Origin of the sequence: Arthrobacter sp. FW306-05-C (assembly GCF_021801725.1) — a bacterium.
Classification (GTDB): Bacteria; Actinomycetota; Actinomycetes; order Actinomycetales; family Micrococcaceae; genus Arthrobacter.
Genome location: NZ_CP084556.1, coordinates 1,455,289 through 1,475,283 on the forward strand (window position 1 = coordinate 1,455,289; position 19,995 = coordinate 1,475,283).

Below are 19,995 nucleotides of genomic sequence, written 5' to 3' on the forward strand. Positions count from 1 at the left end.
TGCCACCCTCTGCGTGGTCTTCTTTACGACCATTCCTTCAGTGGTGACGGCCCAGTGAGGGCCTGGGATTCCGCGGACGACGGCGCGGGGCCGGTACCGGCAGGACGTCCAGTAACTGCGGGAAGGTTGGGCAGTTGGTTAACGTCCAGGGTCAGGCCTGGAACAGCTCCGGGGTCTGTGCCCCAGCGAAGCGCCCGTCCTGCGGCAGCCTGCAGCGCTGACAGCGCCCATTTCCGGTCCTGGCCCTGGGACAGTGCCACCAGGGCGCCGTAGGAGGCGAGCGTCGCTGCCTCGAGCCTGCCCAGGCCTGCTGCCGGTGCGGCCAGGAAGGCGGAATCGAGGACATATCCCGGCTGTTGCGGTACGGCCGTTCCACAAGCGAGCCTGAGGCGTTCCTCCCCGGTGTCGGCCAGTTCGCGGTGCCGGGCCAGGAACTCCGACGCCGGCCCGGCCTCGGCGGGACCGAGGCGGGGGAGTGCCGCCTGGTACCCGTAGGCAGCCTCCTCCTCTGCGGTGACGACAGCGGCCAGCGCCTCGCGCACGCCGGCAGCAGTGCCCGGGCGAGCGCCCTTCTGCGAGGCAGCCGCGGATGGCGAGGGGCATGGGGAAGCAGTTTCCTGGGCCGGCACCTCTTCTACCGTTGCGGCTGCCGTTGCCTCCGGGACGGGTACTCCTGTGGCGGCGGCCAGGCGGCCGGCGGCGAGGATCTGCGCGGTGCCGGCACCCGCGAGGAGGCGGGCCATGCCGCCGTCGGCTGTTTCTGCGTCCTTGAGGCGCGCGGTTCCGCTGCCGGCCAGCGCCTGGACGAGTCCGGCAACACTGGCCGGGCCGGCGGTGGAAGACGGCGTGGCGGATGCCGGCGGCGTGGCTGCACCGGTTTCCGGTGCAGGGGACATCAGCGCGGGGGACATCAACGCCCTGGCCTGGATGGTCAGCAAGGTCACAACGGGGTCCAGGACGGCGGAATCCGCTGCGCCAGTGGAAGACAGCTCCATCCCGGAGGCACGCAGGTCCATGGCAGCAGTGAACGCCGCCGCCCTGGCCCGTTCCGTCAACGGAGGCTCGGCGGGAGCTGGCTTTTCCGCGGGAATCAAGGCGAAACCGAGGCTCAGGACCACCAGCGCGGCGAGGGCAAAGACGGCAAACCGGAACGCGCGCACGCGCGGGTGGGTGTCCTTGAGGGGGTGTTTCACAACAGACCATGGTGTCACGCTGAGGGGGCACCCGGGTGCACCACGGGGCCGGTAAAATAGCTACGCTAGTAAACACCACATCATCTATAGGGAGGCGGCCGGCATCGTGAGCAACGCAGAAGCTACGGCTTCACCAGACCACACCGGCACGGGAAGCGGCACCGCGCCGGCCCACAACCCCGAAGCTGCGCGGCTCCGGGCTCTCCTGGAACCCGCCGTTCACGCAAACCGCCTGTACCTGGAGGACGTAGCCATCATCCCGGGCTCCCACCGTGTGGTCCATGTCGTGGTGGACCTGCCGCAGGAAGAGACGGGCGGGGTCAGCCTGGACGTCATCGCGGACATCTCCAAGGTCCTCTCGGATGTGCTGGACAACGACCCCAACGACGACGGCCGCCCCTATGACCTCGAGGTGTCCTCGCCCGGCGTCGGCCGTCCCCTGACCGAACCGCGGCACTGGCACCGCGCGCGGGGCCGGATGGTCAAGGTCAACGTCACCCAGGGCGAGAACGTGACCGGCCGCATCAAGTCCGTGGACGACGGGGGAGTCACCCTCGTTCCGGAGATCGCCGTCAAGAAGGGCATGAAGCCCCGACAGGGTGAACCCGTAAAGCTTCCTTTCGACAGGATCCGCAACGGAAAAGTCGAGATCGAATTCAGCCACCTCCCGGAGGACGGTCTGGAACCTGAACACAATGGACCTTCTGAGGAGGCCTGATGGATATTGACATGAGCGCACTGAGACTTTTGGAGCGTGAGCGTGAAATCCCGCTGGACCTCCTGATCCCCACCATCGAGCAGGCGCTCCTGGTGGCCTACCATAAGTCGCCCGGCGCCTTCGAAAAAGCACGCGCCGAACTGGACCGCAAGAGCGGGCACGTGACCATTTGGGCCGTGGAGATTGACGACGACGGCGCCCCCATCGGCGAATTCGAGCACACCCCAGAAGGGTTCGGCCGCATCGCAGCCAGCACGGCCCGCCAGATCATCCTGCAGCGGCTTCGCGACGTTGAGGACGACAACGTCCTGGGCGAGTTCAAGGGCCGCGAAGGCGAGTTGGTGTCCGGCACCATCCAGCAGGGCAACAACCCGCACATGGTCCAGGTCAACCTCGGGTCCCTCGAGGCGCTGCTTCCCCCGCCCGAGCAGGTCCCCGGCGAGAAGTACATCCACGGTAACCGCCTGCGCGCCCTGGTCATTGACGTGCACCGCGGTACCAAGGGCCCCTCCGTGACGCTGTCCCGGTCGCACCCGGGCCTGGTTCGGAAGCTCTTCGAACTCGAAGTCCCCGAGATCGCCGACCACTCCGTGGAGATTGTCGCGCTGGCCCGCGAAGCCGGCCACCGCACCAAGATCGCCGTCAAGGCGAACACCCCCGGGATCAACGCGAAGGGTGCCTGCATCGGTGAGATGGGTTCCCGCGTCCGTGCCGTCATGAACGAGCTGAACGACGAAAAGATCGACATTGTCGACTACAGCGAGAACCCGGCTACCTTCATTGCCAGCGCGCTGTCGCCGTCGCGGGTGAATTCGGTCACCATCACCGACGAGGCCACCCGCTCCGCGCGCGTGGTGGTTCCGGACTACCAGCTGTCCCTGGCCATCGGCAAGGAAGGCCAGAATGCCCGCCTTGCGGCAAAGCTGACCGGGTGGCGCATCGACATCGTCTCCGACGCCGCGGTGGCCCGCGACAAATAACTGCCGGGACGCGGGTGGTTGGCGCGCCGCGGCAGCCACCCCGTTTCGGGCAGAACGGCCCCGAGGGGCTAGAATGGATAAGACCGCGCCTAACAGCCGGTAGCCGTGTGCCTTGGGCGTGCTCGTTTCCGCAACTGCGGGGCAGTAAAACCTGCGGCCAGCAGAAAGAACGTCAGGACGATGACCGTGGCAGAAATGCTTTCCACAGGGAATCAGCCCGAGCGTACCTGCATCGGATGCCGGAAGAAGGGCCCGCGGTCGCAGTTGCTCCGGCTCGTCGCCGAAGGCAGCGGGTCAACCGCTGTCCTGGTGGATGAACGACGCCGGATGGCTGGCCGGGGTGCATGGCTGCACCCCAGCACATCGTGCCTGGCCCTGGCGGTCAAGCGGCGAGCATTCGGGCGTGCCCTTCCGGGCGCAACTGAAACAACCGCCGTCGAACGCTGGTTCACGCCAGGTCCGAACGTTGACGCCGCCCCGGTGGCTGCAACACCAACCGTCCAACCTGAAAGCGGGTCAGAAATCTGATGGAAACCCGATGAGTTCCCAGCGATGAGTGCGTAACGATGACAACTTTGTTGCGCTCTGCAATGGGCCCCTTCGCATCAACAGCGGCTGGGGTCCGCAGTAAGAAGTAGACGGTTCGTGCCTGGCTCGGTGCGGACCGAGACAGGAGAAATGTGGCCAAGGTCCGCGTACATGAGCTCGCCAAAGAGCTCGGTATAACTTCCAAAGATGCAGTGACAAAACTGCAGGAACTGGGCGAATTCGTTCGCTCTGCCTCTTCAACCATTGAGGCACCCGTTGTGCGTAAACTGCGCAACGCCTTCCCCGACGCCGCGGCAAAGTCCTCGGCCCCGGCCGCAGCGCCAGCCGCTGCGTCCAAGGCACCTGTTCCCGCGGCAGGAACACGCCCTTCAGCACCGGCTCCCGGTCCGGCTGCGCCCAAGGCTCCGGCCCCCAAGGCCCAGGCACCGGCTCCGGCCGCTCCCGCTGCTCCTGCACAGGCAGCAGCCCCGGCAGCCCCCGCCGCGCCTGCCGCCCCCGCGGCTCCGTCTTCCGGTACGCCGTCTTCCAGTGCCCCAGCCGCTGGTGCCCCGTCCACCGGCGCCAAGCCCGGTGCCCGCCCGGCACCCAAGGCTGAAGCTCCGGCTCCCTCCGCCCGTCCGGGTGGTTCAGGGCCCCGCCCCGGCGGTCCCCGTCCGGGCAACAACCCGTTCGCCACCTCGCAGGGCATGCCCCGCGGCCGCGGTGGAGACGGTGACCGTGCACCCCGTCCCGGCAACAACCCGTTTGCCACCTCGCAGGGCATGCCCCGTCCGGGTGGCAGCCGCACCGACGGCGACCGCCCCGGTGGTCCCCGCCCCGCAGCAGGCGCCGGCGGACCGCGCCCCGGTGGGCCGCGTCCCGCAGCCGGTGCCGGTGGTCCCCGCCCCGCAGCAGGCGCCGGTGGTCCCCGTCCAGGCGCCCCGCGCCCCGGTGGTCCCCGTCCTACTCCGGGCATGATGCCTAACCGCACTGAGCGTCCCGCACCCGCAGGTGCAGGACGTCCCGGTGGCGGCGGCCGCGGTCCAGGACGCCCCGGTGGCGCTCCCGGTACCGGTGGTCCCGGTGGCGGCGGCGGTGCACCCGCCGGCGGTGGCTTTGGCAAGGGCGGCCGCGGCCGCGGCGGCACCCAGGGTGCCTTCGGCAAGGGCGGCGCTGGCCGTGGCAAGCAGCGCAAGTCCAAGCGCGCAAAGCGCCAGGAACTTGAGCAAATGAGTGCCCCGTCGCTGGGTGGCGTGAGCGTACCCCGCGGCGACGGCAACACCGTCATCCGGCTTCGCCGTGGTTCGTCCATCACGGACTTCGCCGACAAGATCGAGGCAAACCCCGCCGCGCTGGTCACCGTGCTGTTCCACCTTGGTGAGATGGCCACCGCCACCCAGTCGCTGGACGAGGACACCTTCGCCCTGCTCGGCGAGGAACTGGGCTACAAGCTCCAGGTCGTCTCCCCGGAGGACGAGGAGCGCGAGCTGCTCTCCAGCTTCGACATCGACTTTGACGCCGAACTCGAAGCCGAAGGCGATGAGGAACTCGAGGCACGTCCGCCGGTAGTCACCGTCATGGGCCACGTTGACCACGGTAAAACCCGCCTGCTCGATGCCATCCGCAAGTCCGACGTCATGGCGGGCGAGCACGGCGGCATTACCCAGCACATCGGTGCCTACCAGGTCACGCACAACCACGAAGGCGACGATCGCAAGATCACCTTCATCGACACCCCGGGCCACGAGGCGTTCACCGCCATGCGTGCCCGTGGTGCCAAGGTCACCGACATCGCCATCCTGGTGGTCGCAGCGGACGACGGCGTGATGCCGCAGACCGTTGAAGCCCTCAACCACGCCCAGGCGGCCAACGTGCCGATCGTCGTGGCCGTGAACAAGATCGACAAGGAAGGCGCCAACCCGGAGAAGGTCCGCGGCCAGCTGACCGAGTACGGCCTGGTTCCCGAGGAATACGGTGGCGACACCATGTTCGTGGAGGTCTCTGCCCGCCAGAACCTGCACATTGACGAGCTGCTCGAGGCTGTCCTGCTCACCGCAGACGCAGCCCTGGACATGCGCGCCAACCCGAACAAGGACGCCCGCGGCATCGCGATCGAAGCCAACCTGGACAAGGGCCGCGGTGCGGTTGCCACCGTCCTGGTGCAGTCCGGTACCCTGCGCGTCGGCGACACCATCGTGGCAGGCACGGCCCACGGCCGCGTCCGTGCGATGTTCGACGACGACGGCAGCGCCCTGACCGAGGCCGGTCCGTCCCGCCCCGTCCAGGTGCTGGGTCTGTCCAACGTGCCGCGCGCCGGTGACACCTTCTTCGTGACCGCTGACGAGCGCACCGCCCGCCAGATCGCCGAGAAGCGTGAAGCAGCCGACCGCAACGCAGCCCTGGCCAAGCGCCGCAAGCGCATCAGCCTGGAGGACTTCGACCAGGCCGTCGCCGAAGGCAAGATCGACACCCTCAACCTCATCCTCAAGGGTGACGTGTCCGGTGCCGTCGAAGCCCTCGAAGACGCGCTGCTCAAGATCGACGTCGGCGAAGGCGTGCAGCTGCGCGTCATCCACCGCGGCGTCGGTGCGATCACGCAGAACGACGTCAACCTGGCAACGGTCGACTCCGCCGTCATCATCGGCTTCAACGTCAAGCCCGCCGAGCGGGTTGCCGAACTGGCAGACCGCGAAGGCGTGGACATGCGCTTCTACTCCGTCATCTACGCAGCAATCGATGACATCGAAGCAGCGCTCAAGGGCATGCTCAAGCCGGAATACGAAGAAGTCCAGCTCGGCACCGCCGAGGTCCGCGAAGTGTTCCGTTCCTCCAAGTTCGGCAACATTGCAGGCTCGATCGTGCGCTCGGGTGTTATCCGACGCAACGCCAAGGCCCGCGTCAGCCGCGATGGCAAAATCATCGGCGACAACCTCACCGTTGAGACGCTCAAGCGCTTCAAGGACGACGTCACCGAGGTCCGCACAGACTTCGAGTGTGGTATCGGTCTTGGCTCGTACAACGACATCACCGAAGGTGACATCATCGAAACCTTCGAGATGCGCGAGAAGCCGCGCGTCTAGTCTGGCCGGCCTTCGGGCTGTCAGCAGTGCCAGGTGCGGGGCCGTTGGATTTTTCCGGCGGCCCCGCCCCTTCGCTGGATGGCCAACGTCTGACGACGTCGGGCACCCAGCTTCGGCAGGCCCGATGCCACTCCCAGGCCGCCGGAAAAACCCAACGCAGGTCCGTCGTACACTCGCCATAGTGCGGGCGTCCCGGCCCCAGGTGCGTGGCAGATAACTGAAACGTCCGTTGGCTGCCCTGTTGCCGCCGTCGTACGTCCCTAATTTTTTCTTCTTATAGGAGTTGTTCATGGCTGATCCGGCACGTGCTGCCAAGTTGGCGCAGCGGATTAAGGTTGTTGTTGCTGAGGCCCTGGGCCGGAGGATAAAGGATCCGCGGGTTGAGGGCGTTACTGTTACTGATGCCCGCGTGACCAACGACCTGCAGCACGCCACTGTTTACTACACCGTCCTCGGCGACCAGGCTGTCCAGGCCGATGCTGCCAAGGGGCTTGAGAAGGCCAAGGGTGTGCTTCGGCAGGAGGTGGGCCGGAACATCACCGTCCGCCTGACCCCCACCCTCGAATTCGTCGCCGACCAGATCCCGGTCAACGCTTCCAACCTGGAGGAGCTGCTGCGGGAGGCCCGCAAGCGGGATGCCGAGGTGGCAGCCCTTGCCGCCAACGCCCGGCACGCAGGCGACGCGGACCCGTACAAGTCCGACGCGTCCGGCGACGTGGACATCGATGAGGACGACTTCGACGAAGAGGACCTGGACCTCAGCGACGATGAAGACCTCAACGAGGACGGCAACAAGTAAGACGCACACCAGGGCCCGGGAGCTTATCCCGGGCCCTGGCTGCTTTTAACCCACCCCGTCCTTTAAGCCGGGGCGTTGTCACGGCCTGCTACCCGAGATCGGCCTTGATGACCTTTCCGGCGGGCGGCTGCATCGGGTCGCCCAGCGCGTCGACCGTGGCGTAGAGGTTGTTCCCCCTGATGTCGACGTCAGCCGGCATGTTCACCTTCAGGAACGTCGAACGGTCGCCGTCGCAGGTGAACTTCAGGATCTCGCCACCGAACAGCGACGCAACATACACGTCACCGTTGCCGGCCACAGCCACACCCGTGGGGCTGAGGATATGGTCGGCCCAGAGGTCCACGTCCCCGTTCCACGGATTCACCTTGAAAATGGCACCACGGGCGCCCAGTTCCGGTCCTTCCGGTCCGCCGGGCAGCGACGTCACATAGAGCATGCCGTCCGGTCCCATCGCGACGTCCGTCGGGACGGGTTCGAAGGCATACTTATGGCCGGCCACGCAGTCGGGCACCTTGAAGGTCCCGCCCTGCATGTCGGTGGGAATGACCAATCCCTTGGGAATGACCGCCGGCCGTGGAGGCAGGACAGCGAGGGTGTCGATGTCACCGTCTTTCAGGTTGACCTTGAGGACAGCGTTCATCCCGGCATCGGCGACATACGCGGTGTCGTCCTTCACTGCCAGGGCATACGGATGCGAGTCCACCAGGCCTTTGTACTTGGCAGGCGCGAAGGCCGGCCACCCTGCAAGGCACGCTGCGCTCACGTCATTGCCGAATCCGTAGCGCTGGTCGCCGTCCGGGTTGTGGCGCCGCTCGTAATCGGCAAAGCTTGCGATGGTGTCCACGCCGCCCTTGGCGTCGATCGACTTCAGGAATCCGTGCAGTCCGGCCGGGTCACCCTGACCGGCGCCGACGCTTTCCAGGTAGTACGTTGTGCTGCCGCGGGTATCGGAACCGGCCACTTCCCAGCCCTCCGGCGTGCCGGTCGCCAGGTCCCCGGTTGATCCGTCCCGGTTGATGCGCGTTAGTTTCCCGGCAAAATCCTGGGACACCAGGACCGCCTTGCCGTTTCCTGCAGCGACGTGCAGCGGCGAGACCAGGCCGCCTGCAAGTACCTGGTAATCCGGCGCTTTGGTGGAAGCTGCGGCCGGGCCTCCGGACGCTATGGCAGCGGCCGAGGCGGTGATACAGGCTAAGACTGCGAGTCTTCTCTTCATTGGGTACTCCGGGGTGCGGGGCCCTTGCGGGCCGGATATGGAAGCCTCGGCAGAGGCAAAATATGTATCCCCCGGCGCAAGAGTAGGCCCGTACCGGCGGGTAGTGTTTGCGGGCGTCCCCCCTTCCTGGCCCCCTTTCCATCCCCCAACGGGTAACCGGTGGCTAGGATCGTGCTATGACCGCCGCAGACCACGGAAACAGCTCCCCGGAACACGTCGAACGGGCCCAGCGCCTCGACCGGACCCGACACGTCGAAGGGGCCCCATACCTCGAACAGGCAGTGGATCTCGCCACGGCGAACGTGGGCCAGGGCGGCGGACCGTTCGGGGCCGTGGTTACGTGGGACATATCGGCCCACAGGTAAAACGCGCCCTGTGCCGGCAGGTAGCGGATGCCCTTTGCGGCAAGGACTGCCGAAGCAGCGTCCCGGTTCTCGCGGTAGTGCTGATGTGCGTGCCGGACGTAGTCCTGGGGGCCGGTCAGCGCCGCCAGCGCCGCGTACTGCGGGGCGGAGGCCACGCAGGAGACGATCGATTCCATGACGTTGTCCATCTTCTGTTCCAGCCCCGGCGGGCAGACCAGTGCGCCGATCCGCAGCCCGGTCAGCCCGTAGGTCTTGGACAGTGTCAGCGAAGTGAACACGCGCGCATCAGTCTCGGTGCCGCCGTCGAACCTTGCCGGGCTGACGTGCGGGACGTCGTAGGTGAACGCCTCGTAGCATTCGTCGGAGATGACCCAGATGTCGTGCCGTCGGGCCAGTTCCACCAGTTCCCGCACCAGTTCCCCGTTGAGCACGGCACCGAGCGGGTTGGAGGGTGAGTTGAGCACCAGCACCCGGGTGCGGCTGGTGATGAGTGCTTCCACGTCGGCAACACGTGGCTGGAAGCCGTGTTCCGGATGCAGCGGATACCCCACGGGAACGGCGTTCAGCAGCCGGCTGGTCATGGCGAAGGTGGGGTAGCCGGGATTGGGGATGAGGATCTCGTCGCCGGGGGAGAGCAGCAGGCTCATGGCGAAGTGCAGGCCCTGCTGCGCACCGGAGACCACGTACACCCGGTCGGCGCCGACGTCCACGCCCTGTTCCTCCCGGAACCTGGCGGCGAACGCCTCGCGGAGGGCCGGGATTCCGGCGTTGGGGGTGTAGTTGGTTTCGTCGCGGTCCAGGCAGGCGATACCTGCGTCCAGGACGTGCCGGGGGAGCGGGAAGCCGGGCTCGCCGATGCTCAACACGATGGCGCCCGGGGTCCGCCAGGCGGCCTCGGTGATCTCCCGGATCTGGTTCACGGGCACGTCGCGTACATGGGCGGCAAGCTCAGGCATGCCAGCCATCCTAGCCGTCCCGGTGGTTCGTACGGCGGCTCCAACCTGCGCCGATATACTGGGAGGCGTGCTTTCTGGACTGGTGATAGTGGACAAGCCGCAGGGATGGACCAGCCATGATGTGGTTGGCCGGATGCGGCGCCTCGCAGGGACCCGGAAAGTAGGGCACGCTGGAACACTCGATCCCATGGCCACCGGCGTGCTGGTGCTCGGCATCAACAAAGCAACCCGCCTGCTGACCTACATCGTGGGCACTTCCAAGACCTACACCGCCACCATCCGGCTGGGTCAGTCCACGGTGACGGATGACGCGGAGGGCGAGGTCACGACCACCACCAGTGCAACAGGCGTCACTGACGCGGAGATATACGACGGCGTCGCGGCGCTCACGGGGGAGCTCCAGCAGGTGCCCAGCAGCGTCAGCGCCATCAAGGTAAACGGCGAACGCGCCTACGCACGGGTGCGGTCCGGCGAGGACGTCAAGCTCGCCGCGCGCCCCGTCACCATCCACCGGTTCGACGTCCATGCCATCCGCAGGGACCCCACGGCCGGCGTCGTGGACCTGGACGTCACCGTCGAATGCTCTTCCGGCACGTATATCCGTGCCCTGGCCCGGGACCTCGGCAACGCCCTTGGCGTCGGCGGACACCTCACCGCCCTCCGCCGGACCCAGGTGGGTCCATACACCCTTGACCAGGCGCGTACCCTGGAACAGCTCGCGGACGACCTCAACGTCCTAGACACGTCCCTGGCCGCGCGTGCCCTAATGCCCAACCGTGAGCTCACGGCCCAGGAAACCGCCGAAATCTCCTTCGGCCGCCGGATCGCTGCCGGCACGGCTGCCGGTACCCCGGGCGCCGCCACCGCTGAGCACCCTGCGGCGGGCTTCGCCCCCGACGGCAGCCTGGTGGCGCTCCTCGCCGATGCGGGCAGCTACGCCAAACCGGTCCTTGTCTTCGCGCCCGGAACCGGGACCGGACACGGGAACGGGGCGGCCGCCACAGCAGCCGCGGAGGCGTAGGCGTGGACGCATACTTTTGGATAATCCTCGTCGTCGGCCTGGTGTCCACGGTGCTCTGCCTCGGGGCGGGGATCCTGAAGAAGGCGCCCAACGACGTCACCCTCCTGTCCGTCGTGGCAGTGGAAGCAGCCCTGGTGGTCTACCTTGTGGGTTCGATCGTCCGCGTCATCGCCGGGGAACCCATCGCAGGCGAAGCGTGGGAGTTTTGGGGCTACATGGCCACCGCCATGCTCCTGCCGCCCGCGGCGATCTACTGGGCCATCCTGGAGCGGACGCGATGGAGCAACTTTGTCCTGGCCGCGGTCGGTGTCACTGCGCTGGTGATGGCTGCCCGAATGAACCAGATCTGGTACTGAAGTGGAAGAAGCAGCAGAAATGAAAGAGCAGCAGGCCCGCGCGGCCGCCGGCGACGCACCCGTCCGCAATACCCGCAACACCGGTCCCGGTCGCCTTTTGATCGCGGTATACGGGGTGTTCGCCATCTCGGCCACCGCCCGTGCCGGATACCAGATCCTCACCAAATTCTCCGAGGCTCCGCTGGCCTACCTGCTCTCCGCGTTCGCCGCCGTGGTGTATATCCTGGCGACGGTATCGCTGGCCAAGGCAGGAACCACCTGGTTCAAGGTCTCCGTTGCGGCCGTGCTGGTTGAGCTCGCCGGGGTCCTGGTGGTGGGGACGCTGAGCATCCTGGACTCCGTGCAGTTCCCGCATGAAACCGTCTGGTCCCTGTTCGGCCGCGGCTACGGCTTCATCCCCCTGCTGCTGCCCATCCTGGGCCTGGTATGGCTGTACCGCCGCCGTCCCTCGAAGGTCGCGGCGGGTTCCGCCAAGGCTGCGGAGTGACGGCAAAAGCCGCCCAGAGAATCCGGGTAACCTTGAAGAGTTCCGCGGCCGCACGGCCGGTGGAACGTTGATGCTTGCACGCAGCTTAAGGCGAGGGTGATGGTCTACATCTGGAACGATCCGTCCGATGTCCCGGCGGACTTCGGCCCATCTGTTGTCACTTTCGGCAACTTCGACGGCGTTCACCGCGGCCACCAGCAGGTGCTGTCCCAGCTGATCCGTTCTGCCCGGCTCTCCCAGGCCAAGGCCGTGGCCATCACCTTCGACCCCCACCCGGCGGTCATCCACCGGCCCGAGGCGGCGCCGGAGCTCATCATGGGCCTGGATGACAAGCTGGAGGCGCTCGGCGAGTTGGGCCTGGACGCCATCCTGGTGGTCAAGTACTCACTGGACCTTGCCAGCCTCACGGCCGAAGAGTTCGTGGAGCAGTACCTGGTTGACTGCCTGCACGCCAGCCAGGTGGTCATCGGCCATGATGCACGCTTCGGACGCGGCAACTCCGGCGACCTTGAGACCATGAAGGCCCTGGGCGACAAATTCGGTTTCGACGTCCAGGTCATCAGCGAGTTCGGCTCCGAGGGCTACCCCCTGCATGACGACGACGGCACGGACCGCCGCTGTTCCTCCACCTGGGTGCGGGAGGCGCTGCAGGAGGGTGACGTCGCCACCGCCGCGTCCGTCCTGGGCCGCCCGCACCGGATGCGCGGCGAAGTGGTCCACGGCGCCGCCAGGGGCAGGGCGCTTGGCTTCCCCACGGCAAACCTTTCCTCAAATGCCACCGGCCTGGTCCCCGCGGACGGCATATACGCGGGCTGGCTGGTGGACCAGGCCGGCAAGCGCTGGCCGGCAGCGATCTCGGTAGGCTCCAACCCCACATTCGACGGCGTCAGCCGGCAGGTGGAGGCGCATGTGATCGACAGGCCGGAGGAAGCCGTGGAGGACTTCGATCTGTATGACCAGACAGTCATCGTCGAATTCGTGCAGCGGCTCCGCGGCATGGTGGCCTACCGTGGCCCTGAGGCCCTGGTGGAGCAAATGCGGCTGGACGTCGCACAGGCCCACCAGATCCTGGCGGGCCGCTGACCCCAGCCTCATCCGCCAGGGATGAGAACAACGAAAGGCAGTGCGTGTCCGTCGAGAAGAACACCCGCAACCTGGACCAGGGGATTGTCCGCGACTTCAGCTCGCGGATGAGCTACGCCTCCTACCTGCAGCTTCCCACCCTGCTCAGTGCCCAGCAGCCGGTCAGCCAGCCTGAACACCACGACGAGCTGCTGTTCATCATCCAGCACCAGACCACGGAGCTGTGGCTGAAACTGGTCCTGCACGAACTGCGCAGCGCGGCCGCCTGGCTCCGGGAGGACGACCTGGGCTCGGCCCTCAAGGGCATTGCCCGGGTCAAGCACATCCAGAAGACCCTCACCGAGCAGTGGTCCGTCCTGGCCACCCTTACGCCCACCGAGTACTCGCAGTTCCGCGGCTTCCTGGGCAACTCGTCCGGATTCCAGTCCGCCCAGTACCGCGCGGTGGAGTTTGTCCTTGGCAATAAGAACAGCAAGATGCTGCCCATCTTCGAATCCGACCCGGAGGCCCACGGGATGCTGGCGGAGCTGCTGGCCGCACCCAGCATCTACGACGAGTTCCTGGCCTACCTGTCCCGGCAGGGGTTCGACGTGCCCCGTTCCGTCCTGGACCGGGACGTGACGCTGGCCCACGAGTTCGCCCCGGAACTGGTCCCGCTCTTCAAGCACATCTACGAAAACGCCGCGGACAACTGGGCCGCCTACGAAGCGTGCGAGGAACTGGTGGACCTGGAGGACAACTTCCAGCTCTGGCGGTTCCGGCACCTGCGCACCGTGCAGCGGACCATCGGCATGAAGACCGGCACGGGTGGATCCAGCGGTGTGACCTTCCTGCAGAAGGCCCTGGAACTGACGTTCTTCCCGGAACTATTCGCTGTCAGGACGGAGATTGGACAATGAACATCCACCAGGAAAACAGCACCGACGTGGCCTTGGGCGACCTCCGGCAGCGGGCCGAAGAGCTGGACCGCCGTGATTCCCTGGCGCGCTTCCGGGACCTGTTCATCGGCACGGACACGCCGCTGTCCTACTTGGACGGCAACTCCCTGGGCCGGCCCCTGAAGCGGACTGCCGACGATGTTGCCGCGTTTATCCGGGATGAATGGGGAGGCCGGCTCATCAGGGGCTGGGACGAGAAGTGGCTTGCCCTGCCCCAGGCCATCGGCGACCAGCTGGGCCGCGCGGTCCTTGGCGCCGCTCCGGGGCAGACCATCATCGCCGACTCCACCACCGTGGTGCTGTACAAGCTGATCCGGGCAGCCCTTGCCGCGGTGCAGGACCCTGACCGCAACGAGCTCGTGCTGGACACCGAAAACTTTCCCACCGACCGGTACCTGGTGGAGGGCATCGCCCTCGAGGAGGGCCTGACCCTCCGGTGGATCCAGCCGGACCCCGCCGCCGGGGTGACCCTTGAGCAGGTGCGCCGGGCCACCGGGCCGCGCACCGCCGTCGTACTCCTCAGCCAGATCGCCTACCGCTCCGGTCACCTCGCCGACCTGCCGGGCATCACCGCGGCAGTGCACGACGCCAGTGCCGTGGCGGTGTGGGACCTTTGCCATTCCGCGGGGTCGGTGGAGATTGACCTTGACGGCGCGGACGTGGATTTTGCCGCCGGGTGCACGTACAAGTACCTGAACGGAGGCCCGGGGTCGCCGGCCTTTGCCTACGTCAACGCCCGCCACCTGCCCGCACTGAACCAGCCCATCTGGGGCTGGATGGGGCGCAAGGACGCGTTCGAAATGGGGGCCGGCTATGAACCAGCCCAGGGCATCCGGGGTTTCCTCAGCGGCACTCCCGCCGTCTTCGGCATGATCGCCATGCAGGGCACCCTGGACCTCATCGAGGAAGCGTCCATGGCCGCCATCCGGGAGAAGTCCGTGGCACTGACCGGCTTCGCCGTGGAAGTCTTCGACGCATGGCTGGCCCCGCTGGGGGCGCAGCTGGCATCGCCCCGGGAGCCGGGGGAGCGGGGCGGCCACATCACCGTGGACCACCCCGACTTCACCAAGGCCACCGTCGAAGCGCTCTGGGACGGAGACGTTATTCCGGACTTCCGCTCGCCGCACGGCATCCGGGTGGGGTTGTCCCCGCTGAGCACCAGCTTCGCCGAAGTGCTGCAGGGCATGGCGGCCATCCGGGACCGGCTTCAGGGCTGAGTGCCCCGCTGTTCGGATTGGACTGTTCCGCCCGCACTGCCGCGATTGCCCTGTTTCGACAAGGTTAGGCCGGGGCCGGTAAACTGGACGATGGATCCGGCTGCAGTCCGTGGCGGCTGGCTCCTGCTGTTGGCGCCTCCTCCGGTTTTCCGGTTCAGGACGTTGGCGGCAGACCCGGCAGTGAGTTACTGACCTGGGCCCTCACGGCACATTCCCAAGGAGTAATTGTGGCACTTGACGCCGCTGTAAAGCAGTCCATCATCAAGGAATACGCAACCGCCGAAGGCGACACCGGTTCACCGGAGGTCCAGGTTGCGGTCCTGACCCAGCGGATCAAGGATCTGACTGAGCACATGAAGGAGCACAAGCACGACTACCACACCCAGCGCGGTCTGCTGGCCATGGTTGGTCGCCGCAAGCGCATGCTGGGCTACCTCAAGAAGACTGACATCGCCCGCTACCGTTCGCTCATCGAGCGCCTCGGCCTGCGCCGCTAGTCTGGCTTTGGGGCGGCCCTTCCCATCCGGAACGGGCCGCCCTCTTCAAATGAAAAACTAAACAGGAGGATCAACCGCATCACGCATTCGCGGTCCTCGGTAGTGATCCCCGGGAACGGCTTCGTCGACAGAAGCCGGCGGCCCGTGGGTCTCGATCGATGACCGGGTGCAGGGCCAGTAGACAGATGCTGGGCTGGGTTGATGCGGCTGGACTTCCGTCAAACAGAAACGGAGGTGACTCTCTTGGAGGGTCCCGAAATCCAGTTCTCAGAAGCAGTCATTGACAATGGCCGCTTCGGCAAGCGTGTAATCCGCTTCGAAACCGGCCGCCTCGCCAAGCAGGCCGCCGGCGCAGCCATGGTGTACATCGACGATGACACTGCGCTGCTGTCCGCCACCACCGCCGGCAAGCACCCGCGTGAAGGCTTCGACTTCTTCCCCCTTACCGTCGACGTCGAAGAGCGCATGTACGCCGCGGGCCGCATCCCGGGCTCGTTCTTCCGCCGCGAAGGCCGCCCCTCCACCGAGGCCATCCTGGCCTGCCGCCTGATGGACCGCCCGCTGCGCCCCGCCTTCATCAAGGGCCTGCGCAACGAGGTCCAGATCGTAGTGACCGTCCTGGCCATCAACCCCGACGAGCTGTACGACGTCGTGGCCATCAATGCTTCCTCGATGTCCACCCAGCTGTCCGGCCTGCCGTTCTCCGGCCCCATCGGCGGTGTCCGCGTTGCCCTGGTGAACGACGAAAACGGATCCCAGTGGGTTGCCTTCCCTAAGCACTCCCAGCTGGAAAACTCCGTGTTCAACATGGTGGTTGCCGGCCGCGTTGCCGGTGATGACGTCGCCATCATGATGGTCGAGGCCGAAGCCACGGACAACTCCTGGAACCTCATCAAGGAACAGGGCGCCACCGCCCCCACCGAAGAGGTTGTGGCCGAGGGCCTGGAGGCTGCAAAGCCCTTCATCAAGGCACTTTGCGACGCCCAGGCCGACCTCGCCGCACGCGCTGCCAAGCCCACGGTCGAGTTCCCGGTCTTCCTGGACTACGAGGATGACGCTTACGCCGCCGTCGAGTCCGCCGCCGCCGACAAGCTGGCCGCTGTCTTCCAGATCGCGGACAAGCAGGAACGCGACAACGCTTCCGACGCACTCAAGGACGAGGTCCTTGCCAGCCTGGCAGGCCAGTTCGAAGGCCGCGAGAAGGAACTTTCCGCAGCTTTCCGCTCGGTCACCAAGCACGTGGTGCGCCAGCGCATCCTGAAGGACCAGGTCCGCATCGACGGCCGCGGCCTGACGGACATCCGCCAGCTCACCGCCGAGGTTGAGGTCCTGCCCCGCGTCCACGGTTCCGCCATCTTCGAGCGCGGCGAGACACAGATCATGGGTGTCACCACGCTGAACATGCTCAAGATGGAACAGCAGATCGACTCGCTGTCGCCGGTGACGCGCAAGCGCTACATGCACAACTACAACTTCCCGCCGTACTCCACCGGTGAAACCGGCCGCGTGGGCTCGCCCAAGCGCCGCGAAATCGGTCACGGCGCCCTGGCCGAACGCGCCATCGTGCCCGTACTGCCGTCCCGCGAGGAATTCCCGTACGCCATCCGCCAGGTGTCCGAGGCGCTCGGCTCCAACGGTTCGACGTCGATGGGTTCCGTCTGCGCCTCCACCCTGTCCCTGCTGAACGCCGGTGTGCCCCTGAAGGCCGCCGTCGCCGGCATCGCCATGGGCCTGGTTTCCGACCAGGTGGACGGCCAGACCCGCTACGCAGCCCTGACCGACATCCTCGGCGCCGAAGATGCCTTCGGTGACATGGACTTCAAGGTTGCCGGTACCTCCGAGTTCGTCACGGCCATCCAGCTGGACACCAAGCTCGACGGCATCCCCGCCTCGGTCCTGGCAGCGGCACTGAAGCAGGCCCGCGAAGCCCGCCTGCACATCCTCGAGGTCATCAACTCGGCCATCGACACCCCGGACGAGCTCTCCGAGTTCGCGCCGCGCGTCATCGCCGTCAAGATCCCCGTGGACAAGATCGGCGAGGTCATTGGCCCCAAGGGCAAGATGATCAACCAGATCCAGGAGGACACCGGCGCGGACATCTCCATCGAGGACGACGGCACCGTCTACATTGGCGCAACCAACGGCCCGTCTGCCGACGCAGCACGCTCCGCCATCAACGCCATCGCCAACCCGCAGGTCCCCGAGATCGGCGAACGCTACCTGGGCACGGTCGTCAAGACCACCACCTTCGGTGCCTTCGTGTCGCTGACCCCGGGCAAGGACGGCCTCCTGCACATCTCCGAGCTCCGCAAGATTGCAGGCGGCAAGCGCGTGGACAATGTCGACGATGTTGTTTCCGTGGGCCAGAAGATCCAGGTGGAAATCACCAAGATCGATGACCGTGGAAAGCTGTCCCTGTCGCCCGTCGTGGCCGAAGAGGAAGGCGCCGACGAGACCGAGCGCGTTCACGCCACGGAGCCTGCTGAGGGCGCCGAGGTCTAACAGCCCGGGCTTCCCGGCACAAGCATGAATCGGCGGGACCGGTGGATGATCCACCGGTCCCGCCGCTGTTACGATGGCAGCCAGATCCGGCTGCCCCTCCTGAAAGGCATCAATGACTGTTGTACCCCTGCCGCTTGAGCAGAACCACGCCGGCGACACCCTGGTCCACGGCTCCGACGGTGGGTCCGAGGTCCGCCGTTCAGTGCTGCCAGGAGGCGTGCGGGTACTGACGGAGGCGATGCCGGGCCAGCGGTCAGCCACCATCGGGTTCTGGGTAGGCGTCGGATCCCGGGATGAAGCCCCCGGCCAGCACGGATCCACCCACTTCCTCGAGCACCTGCTGTTCAAGGGCACCAAGCGGCGCACCGCCCTGGAGATCGCTTCGGCGTTCGATGAGGTGGGCGGGGAATCCAACGCGGCAACAGCCAAGGAAAGCACCTGCTACTTTGCCCGGGTCCTGGACACCGACCTGCCCATGGCCATCGACGTCATTGCGGACATGATCACCGGGGCCGTACTGGACCCGGATGAGATGGAGCAGGAACGCGACGTCATCCTGGAAGAAATCGCCATGGACAGCGATGACCCCACCGACGTTGCCCACGAGCATTTTGTCGCCGCGGTCCTTGGCAGCCACCCGCTGGGCCGTCCCATCGGCGGCACGCCCGCCGCGATCAGGGCCGTGGCCCGGGACTCGGTGTGGGAGCACTACCGCCGGTACTACAAGCCGGAGGAACTGGTCATCACCGCGGCAGGCGGCCTGGACCACGACGTCGTATGCGGACTTGTGGTGGATGCCCTCGAGTCTGCCGGCTGGTCGCTGCAGTCCGACGCGGCACCCGTGCAGCGCCGTTCCACCGAACGCGCCCTGATTACCGGGACGGCCGGTCTGCACGTGGTCAAGCGTGCCGTGGAGCAGGCAAACATCATCATGGGATGCCCCACGATCGTCGCCACCGACGAACGCCGCTACGTGATGAGTGTCCTGAACGCGGTCCTGGGCGGCGGCATGTCCTCCAGGCTGTTCCAGGAAGTCCGCGAGAAGCGCGGCCTGGTGTACTCCACCTACTCCTTTGCCTCGTCCTACGCCGACGCCGGCTACTTCGGCATGTATGCCGGCTGCACGCCGTCGAAGGTCCGCCAGGTGGTGGACCTGCTGGGCGTAGAGCTGGACAAACTCGCCGAACACGGAATATCCGACGACGAACTCCGCAAGGCAGTGGGGCAGCTCGGCGGTGGGATCGTTTTGGCACTGGAGGACACCGGCTCCCGGATGTCCCGTCTGGGCCGGGCCGAGCTGGTCTCCGGGGAATACCAGGACATCGACGAGACCCTCCGCCTGATCAAGGCTGTCACCGCCGAACAGGTCCAGGAACTGGCCGCCGAACTCGCCGCCGCGCCGCGGACCATCACCGTCGTGGGTCCCTTCGAGGAGACGGAAACCTTCGGGCTGTAGGACGCTGGCGCTGTTGCCCTGCAGAGTCCATCCTGAGTATGGGGGCGAGCTTCGGCAGGAGGTGCGTGTTCGTGGACGGGCCCGAGTTGAAGCCAGAGCATCCTGCCCTGGCACCTCTGTTGGGACGCTGGCGGGGAAGCACCATACTCGCCGCCGGCCCCTGGGGACCCGAGCGCACCGTGGACGCTGAGGTTTCCTACAGGCCGATGGCCGGCGGCATCGGGGTCGTCCAGAGCTATCGGCATGTCGAGGCTGACGGTACGCACTTCGAGGGCCACGGCATCTTCACGGTCGATCCAGACCATAATGACGTCCTGTGGTACTACGTCGACAGTACTGGGGTGCCGCCCGCTGCCGCCGTCCGCTGTACTTGGCACGACGGCGTCATCCGGGTTGAGCGGCCAAGCCGTGCGGGCTGGACGCGCCACGCCATCAGTGTCGAGGCCGGCGTGCTGCAGCATATCAGCGAATTGCGGGCAACCCGTGAGGCCGCGCGTGAAGGGGTGCCGGACGCTAAAGCGCCAGTCACCAGGAACGGAAAGGGCACAAGCTACAGGCCATTCATGCGGTCTGTCTTCCACCGTGTCTGAGTGCCGGGTACTT

At 66.5% G+C, this 19,995-nt stretch carries 18 protein-coding genes; 15 read left to right on the plus strand and 3 right to left on the minus strand.

Annotated elements, in window-relative coordinates; all coding sequences use genetic code 11:
* Positions 1 to 23: 23 nt before the first annotated feature.
* On the minus strand, positions 24 to 1,193 hold the full coding sequence (locus LFT44_RS06715) for a DUF4439 domain-containing protein (RefSeq protein WP_236801901.1): 1,170 nt from the start codon (positions 1,191 to 1,193) through the stop codon (positions 24 to 26).
* 106 nt (positions 1,194 to 1,299) lie between these two features.
* Between LFT44_RS06715 and rimP the strand changes: the two genes are divergently transcribed.
* The 5 genes from rimP (at position 1,300) to rbfA (ending at position 7,298) form a co-directional block, all read left to right on the plus strand.
* On the plus strand, positions 1,300 to 1,911 hold the full coding sequence (gene rimP / locus LFT44_RS06720; RefSeq protein WP_236801902.1) for a ribosome maturation factor RimP: 612 nt from the start codon (positions 1,300 to 1,302) through the stop codon (positions 1,909 to 1,911).
* On the plus strand, positions 1,911 to 2,891 hold the full coding sequence (nusA, locus tag LFT44_RS06725; RefSeq protein ID WP_236801903.1) for a transcription termination factor NusA: 981 nt from the start codon (positions 1,911 to 1,913) through the stop codon (positions 2,889 to 2,891). The genes rimP and nusA overlap by 1 nt, the downstream gene beginning before the upstream one ends.
* A 195-nt stretch (positions 2,892 to 3,086) precedes the next feature.
* Positions 3,087 to 3,419 (plus strand): YlxR family protein, encoded by a 333-nt coding sequence (locus LFT44_RS06730; RefSeq protein WP_236802820.1) that lies wholly within the window; start codon positions 3,087 to 3,089, stop codon positions 3,417 to 3,419.
* 152 nt (positions 3,420 to 3,571) lie between these two features.
* A complete protein-coding gene (gene infB, locus LFT44_RS06735) occupies positions 3,572 to 6,499 on the plus strand; it encodes a translation initiation factor IF-2 (RefSeq protein WP_236801904.1) in 2,928 nt (975 codons plus the stop codon).
* Positions 6,500 to 6,788: 289 nt separating this feature from the next.
* Positions 6,789 to 7,298 (plus strand): 30S ribosome-binding factor RbfA, encoded by a 510-nt coding sequence (rbfA, locus tag LFT44_RS06740; protein WP_236801905.1) that lies wholly within the window; start codon positions 6,789 to 6,791, stop codon positions 7,296 to 7,298.
* A gap of 88 nt (positions 7,299 to 7,386) precedes the next feature.
* On the opposite strand, the gene LFT44_RS06745 is transcribed toward rbfA, so the two are convergent.
* Both LFT44_RS06745 and LFT44_RS06750 read right to left on the minus strand, forming a co-directional pair.
* Positions 7,387 to 8,514, minus strand: a complete 1,128-nt coding sequence (locus LFT44_RS06745; protein WP_236801906.1) for a ScyD/ScyE family protein — start codon at positions 8,512 to 8,514, stop codon at positions 7,387 to 7,389.
* Positions 8,515 to 8,677: 163 nt separating this feature from the next.
* On the minus strand, positions 8,678 to 9,835 hold the full coding sequence (locus LFT44_RS06750) for a pyridoxal phosphate-dependent aminotransferase (RefSeq protein WP_236801907.1): 1,158 nt from the start codon (positions 9,833 to 9,835) through the stop codon (positions 8,678 to 8,680).
* A 67-nt stretch (positions 9,836 to 9,902) separates the two neighbouring features.
* On the opposite strand from LFT44_RS06750, the gene truB reads away from it, so the two are divergent.
* From truB to LFT44_RS06800, 10 genes are all read left to right on the plus strand, one after another.
* Positions 9,903 to 10,856 carry a tRNA pseudouridine(55) synthase TruB gene (truB, locus tag LFT44_RS06755; protein ID WP_236801908.1) on the plus strand — a complete coding sequence of 318 codons (954 nt, stop codon included), beginning with the start codon at positions 9,903 to 9,905 and terminating at the stop codon, positions 10,854 to 10,856.
* Positions 10,857 to 10,858: 2 nt separating this feature from the next.
* Positions 10,859 to 11,212: a hypothetical protein gene (locus LFT44_RS06760; protein ID WP_236801909.1), complete on the plus strand. Its 354-nt coding sequence runs from the start codon at positions 10,859 to 10,861 to the stop codon at positions 11,210 to 11,212.
* Between the two features lie 19 nt (positions 11,213 to 11,231).
* Positions 11,232 to 11,699: a hypothetical protein gene (locus LFT44_RS06765; protein ID WP_236801910.1), complete on the plus strand. Its 468-nt coding sequence runs from the start codon at positions 11,232 to 11,234 to the stop codon at positions 11,697 to 11,699.
* 99 nt (positions 11,700 to 11,798) lie between these two features.
* Positions 11,799 to 12,782, plus strand: a complete 984-nt coding sequence (locus LFT44_RS06770) for a bifunctional riboflavin kinase/FAD synthetase (protein WP_236801911.1) — start codon at positions 11,799 to 11,801, stop codon at positions 12,780 to 12,782.
* 44 nt (positions 12,783 to 12,826) lie between these two features.
* On the plus strand, positions 12,827 to 13,681 hold the full coding sequence (kynA, locus tag LFT44_RS06775; RefSeq protein WP_236801912.1) for a tryptophan 2,3-dioxygenase: 855 nt from the start codon (positions 12,827 to 12,829) through the stop codon (positions 13,679 to 13,681).
* Positions 13,678 to 14,937 (plus strand): kynureninase, encoded by a 1,260-nt coding sequence (locus tag LFT44_RS06780; RefSeq protein ID WP_236801913.1) that lies wholly within the window; start codon positions 13,678 to 13,680, stop codon positions 14,935 to 14,937. The genes kynA and LFT44_RS06780 overlap by 4 nt, the downstream gene beginning before the upstream one ends.
* Positions 14,938 to 15,164: 227 nt before the next feature.
* Positions 15,165 to 15,434: a 30S ribosomal protein S15 gene (gene rpsO, locus LFT44_RS06785; RefSeq protein ID WP_236801914.1), complete on the plus strand. Its 270-nt coding sequence runs from the start codon at positions 15,165 to 15,167 to the stop codon at positions 15,432 to 15,434.
* Positions 15,435 to 15,677: 243 nt separating this feature from the next.
* Positions 15,678 to 17,936 carry a polyribonucleotide nucleotidyltransferase gene (locus LFT44_RS06790; protein WP_236802821.1) on the plus strand — a complete coding sequence of 753 codons (2,259 nt, stop codon included), beginning with the start codon at positions 15,678 to 15,680 and terminating at the stop codon, positions 17,934 to 17,936.
* Between the two features lie 112 nt (positions 17,937 to 18,048).
* Positions 18,049 to 19,392, plus strand: a complete 1,344-nt coding sequence (locus LFT44_RS06795; RefSeq protein ID WP_236801915.1) for a M16 family metallopeptidase — start codon at positions 18,049 to 18,051, stop codon at positions 19,390 to 19,392.
* A gap of 38 nt (positions 19,393 to 19,430) precedes the next feature.
* The gene (locus LFT44_RS06800; RefSeq protein WP_336885641.1) at positions 19,431 to 19,982 is read left to right on the plus strand and encodes a DUF1579 family protein; all 552 of its coding nucleotides are present in this window, start codon (positions 19,431 to 19,433) and stop codon (positions 19,980 to 19,982) included.
* Positions 19,983 to 19,995: the final 13 nt, after the last annotated feature.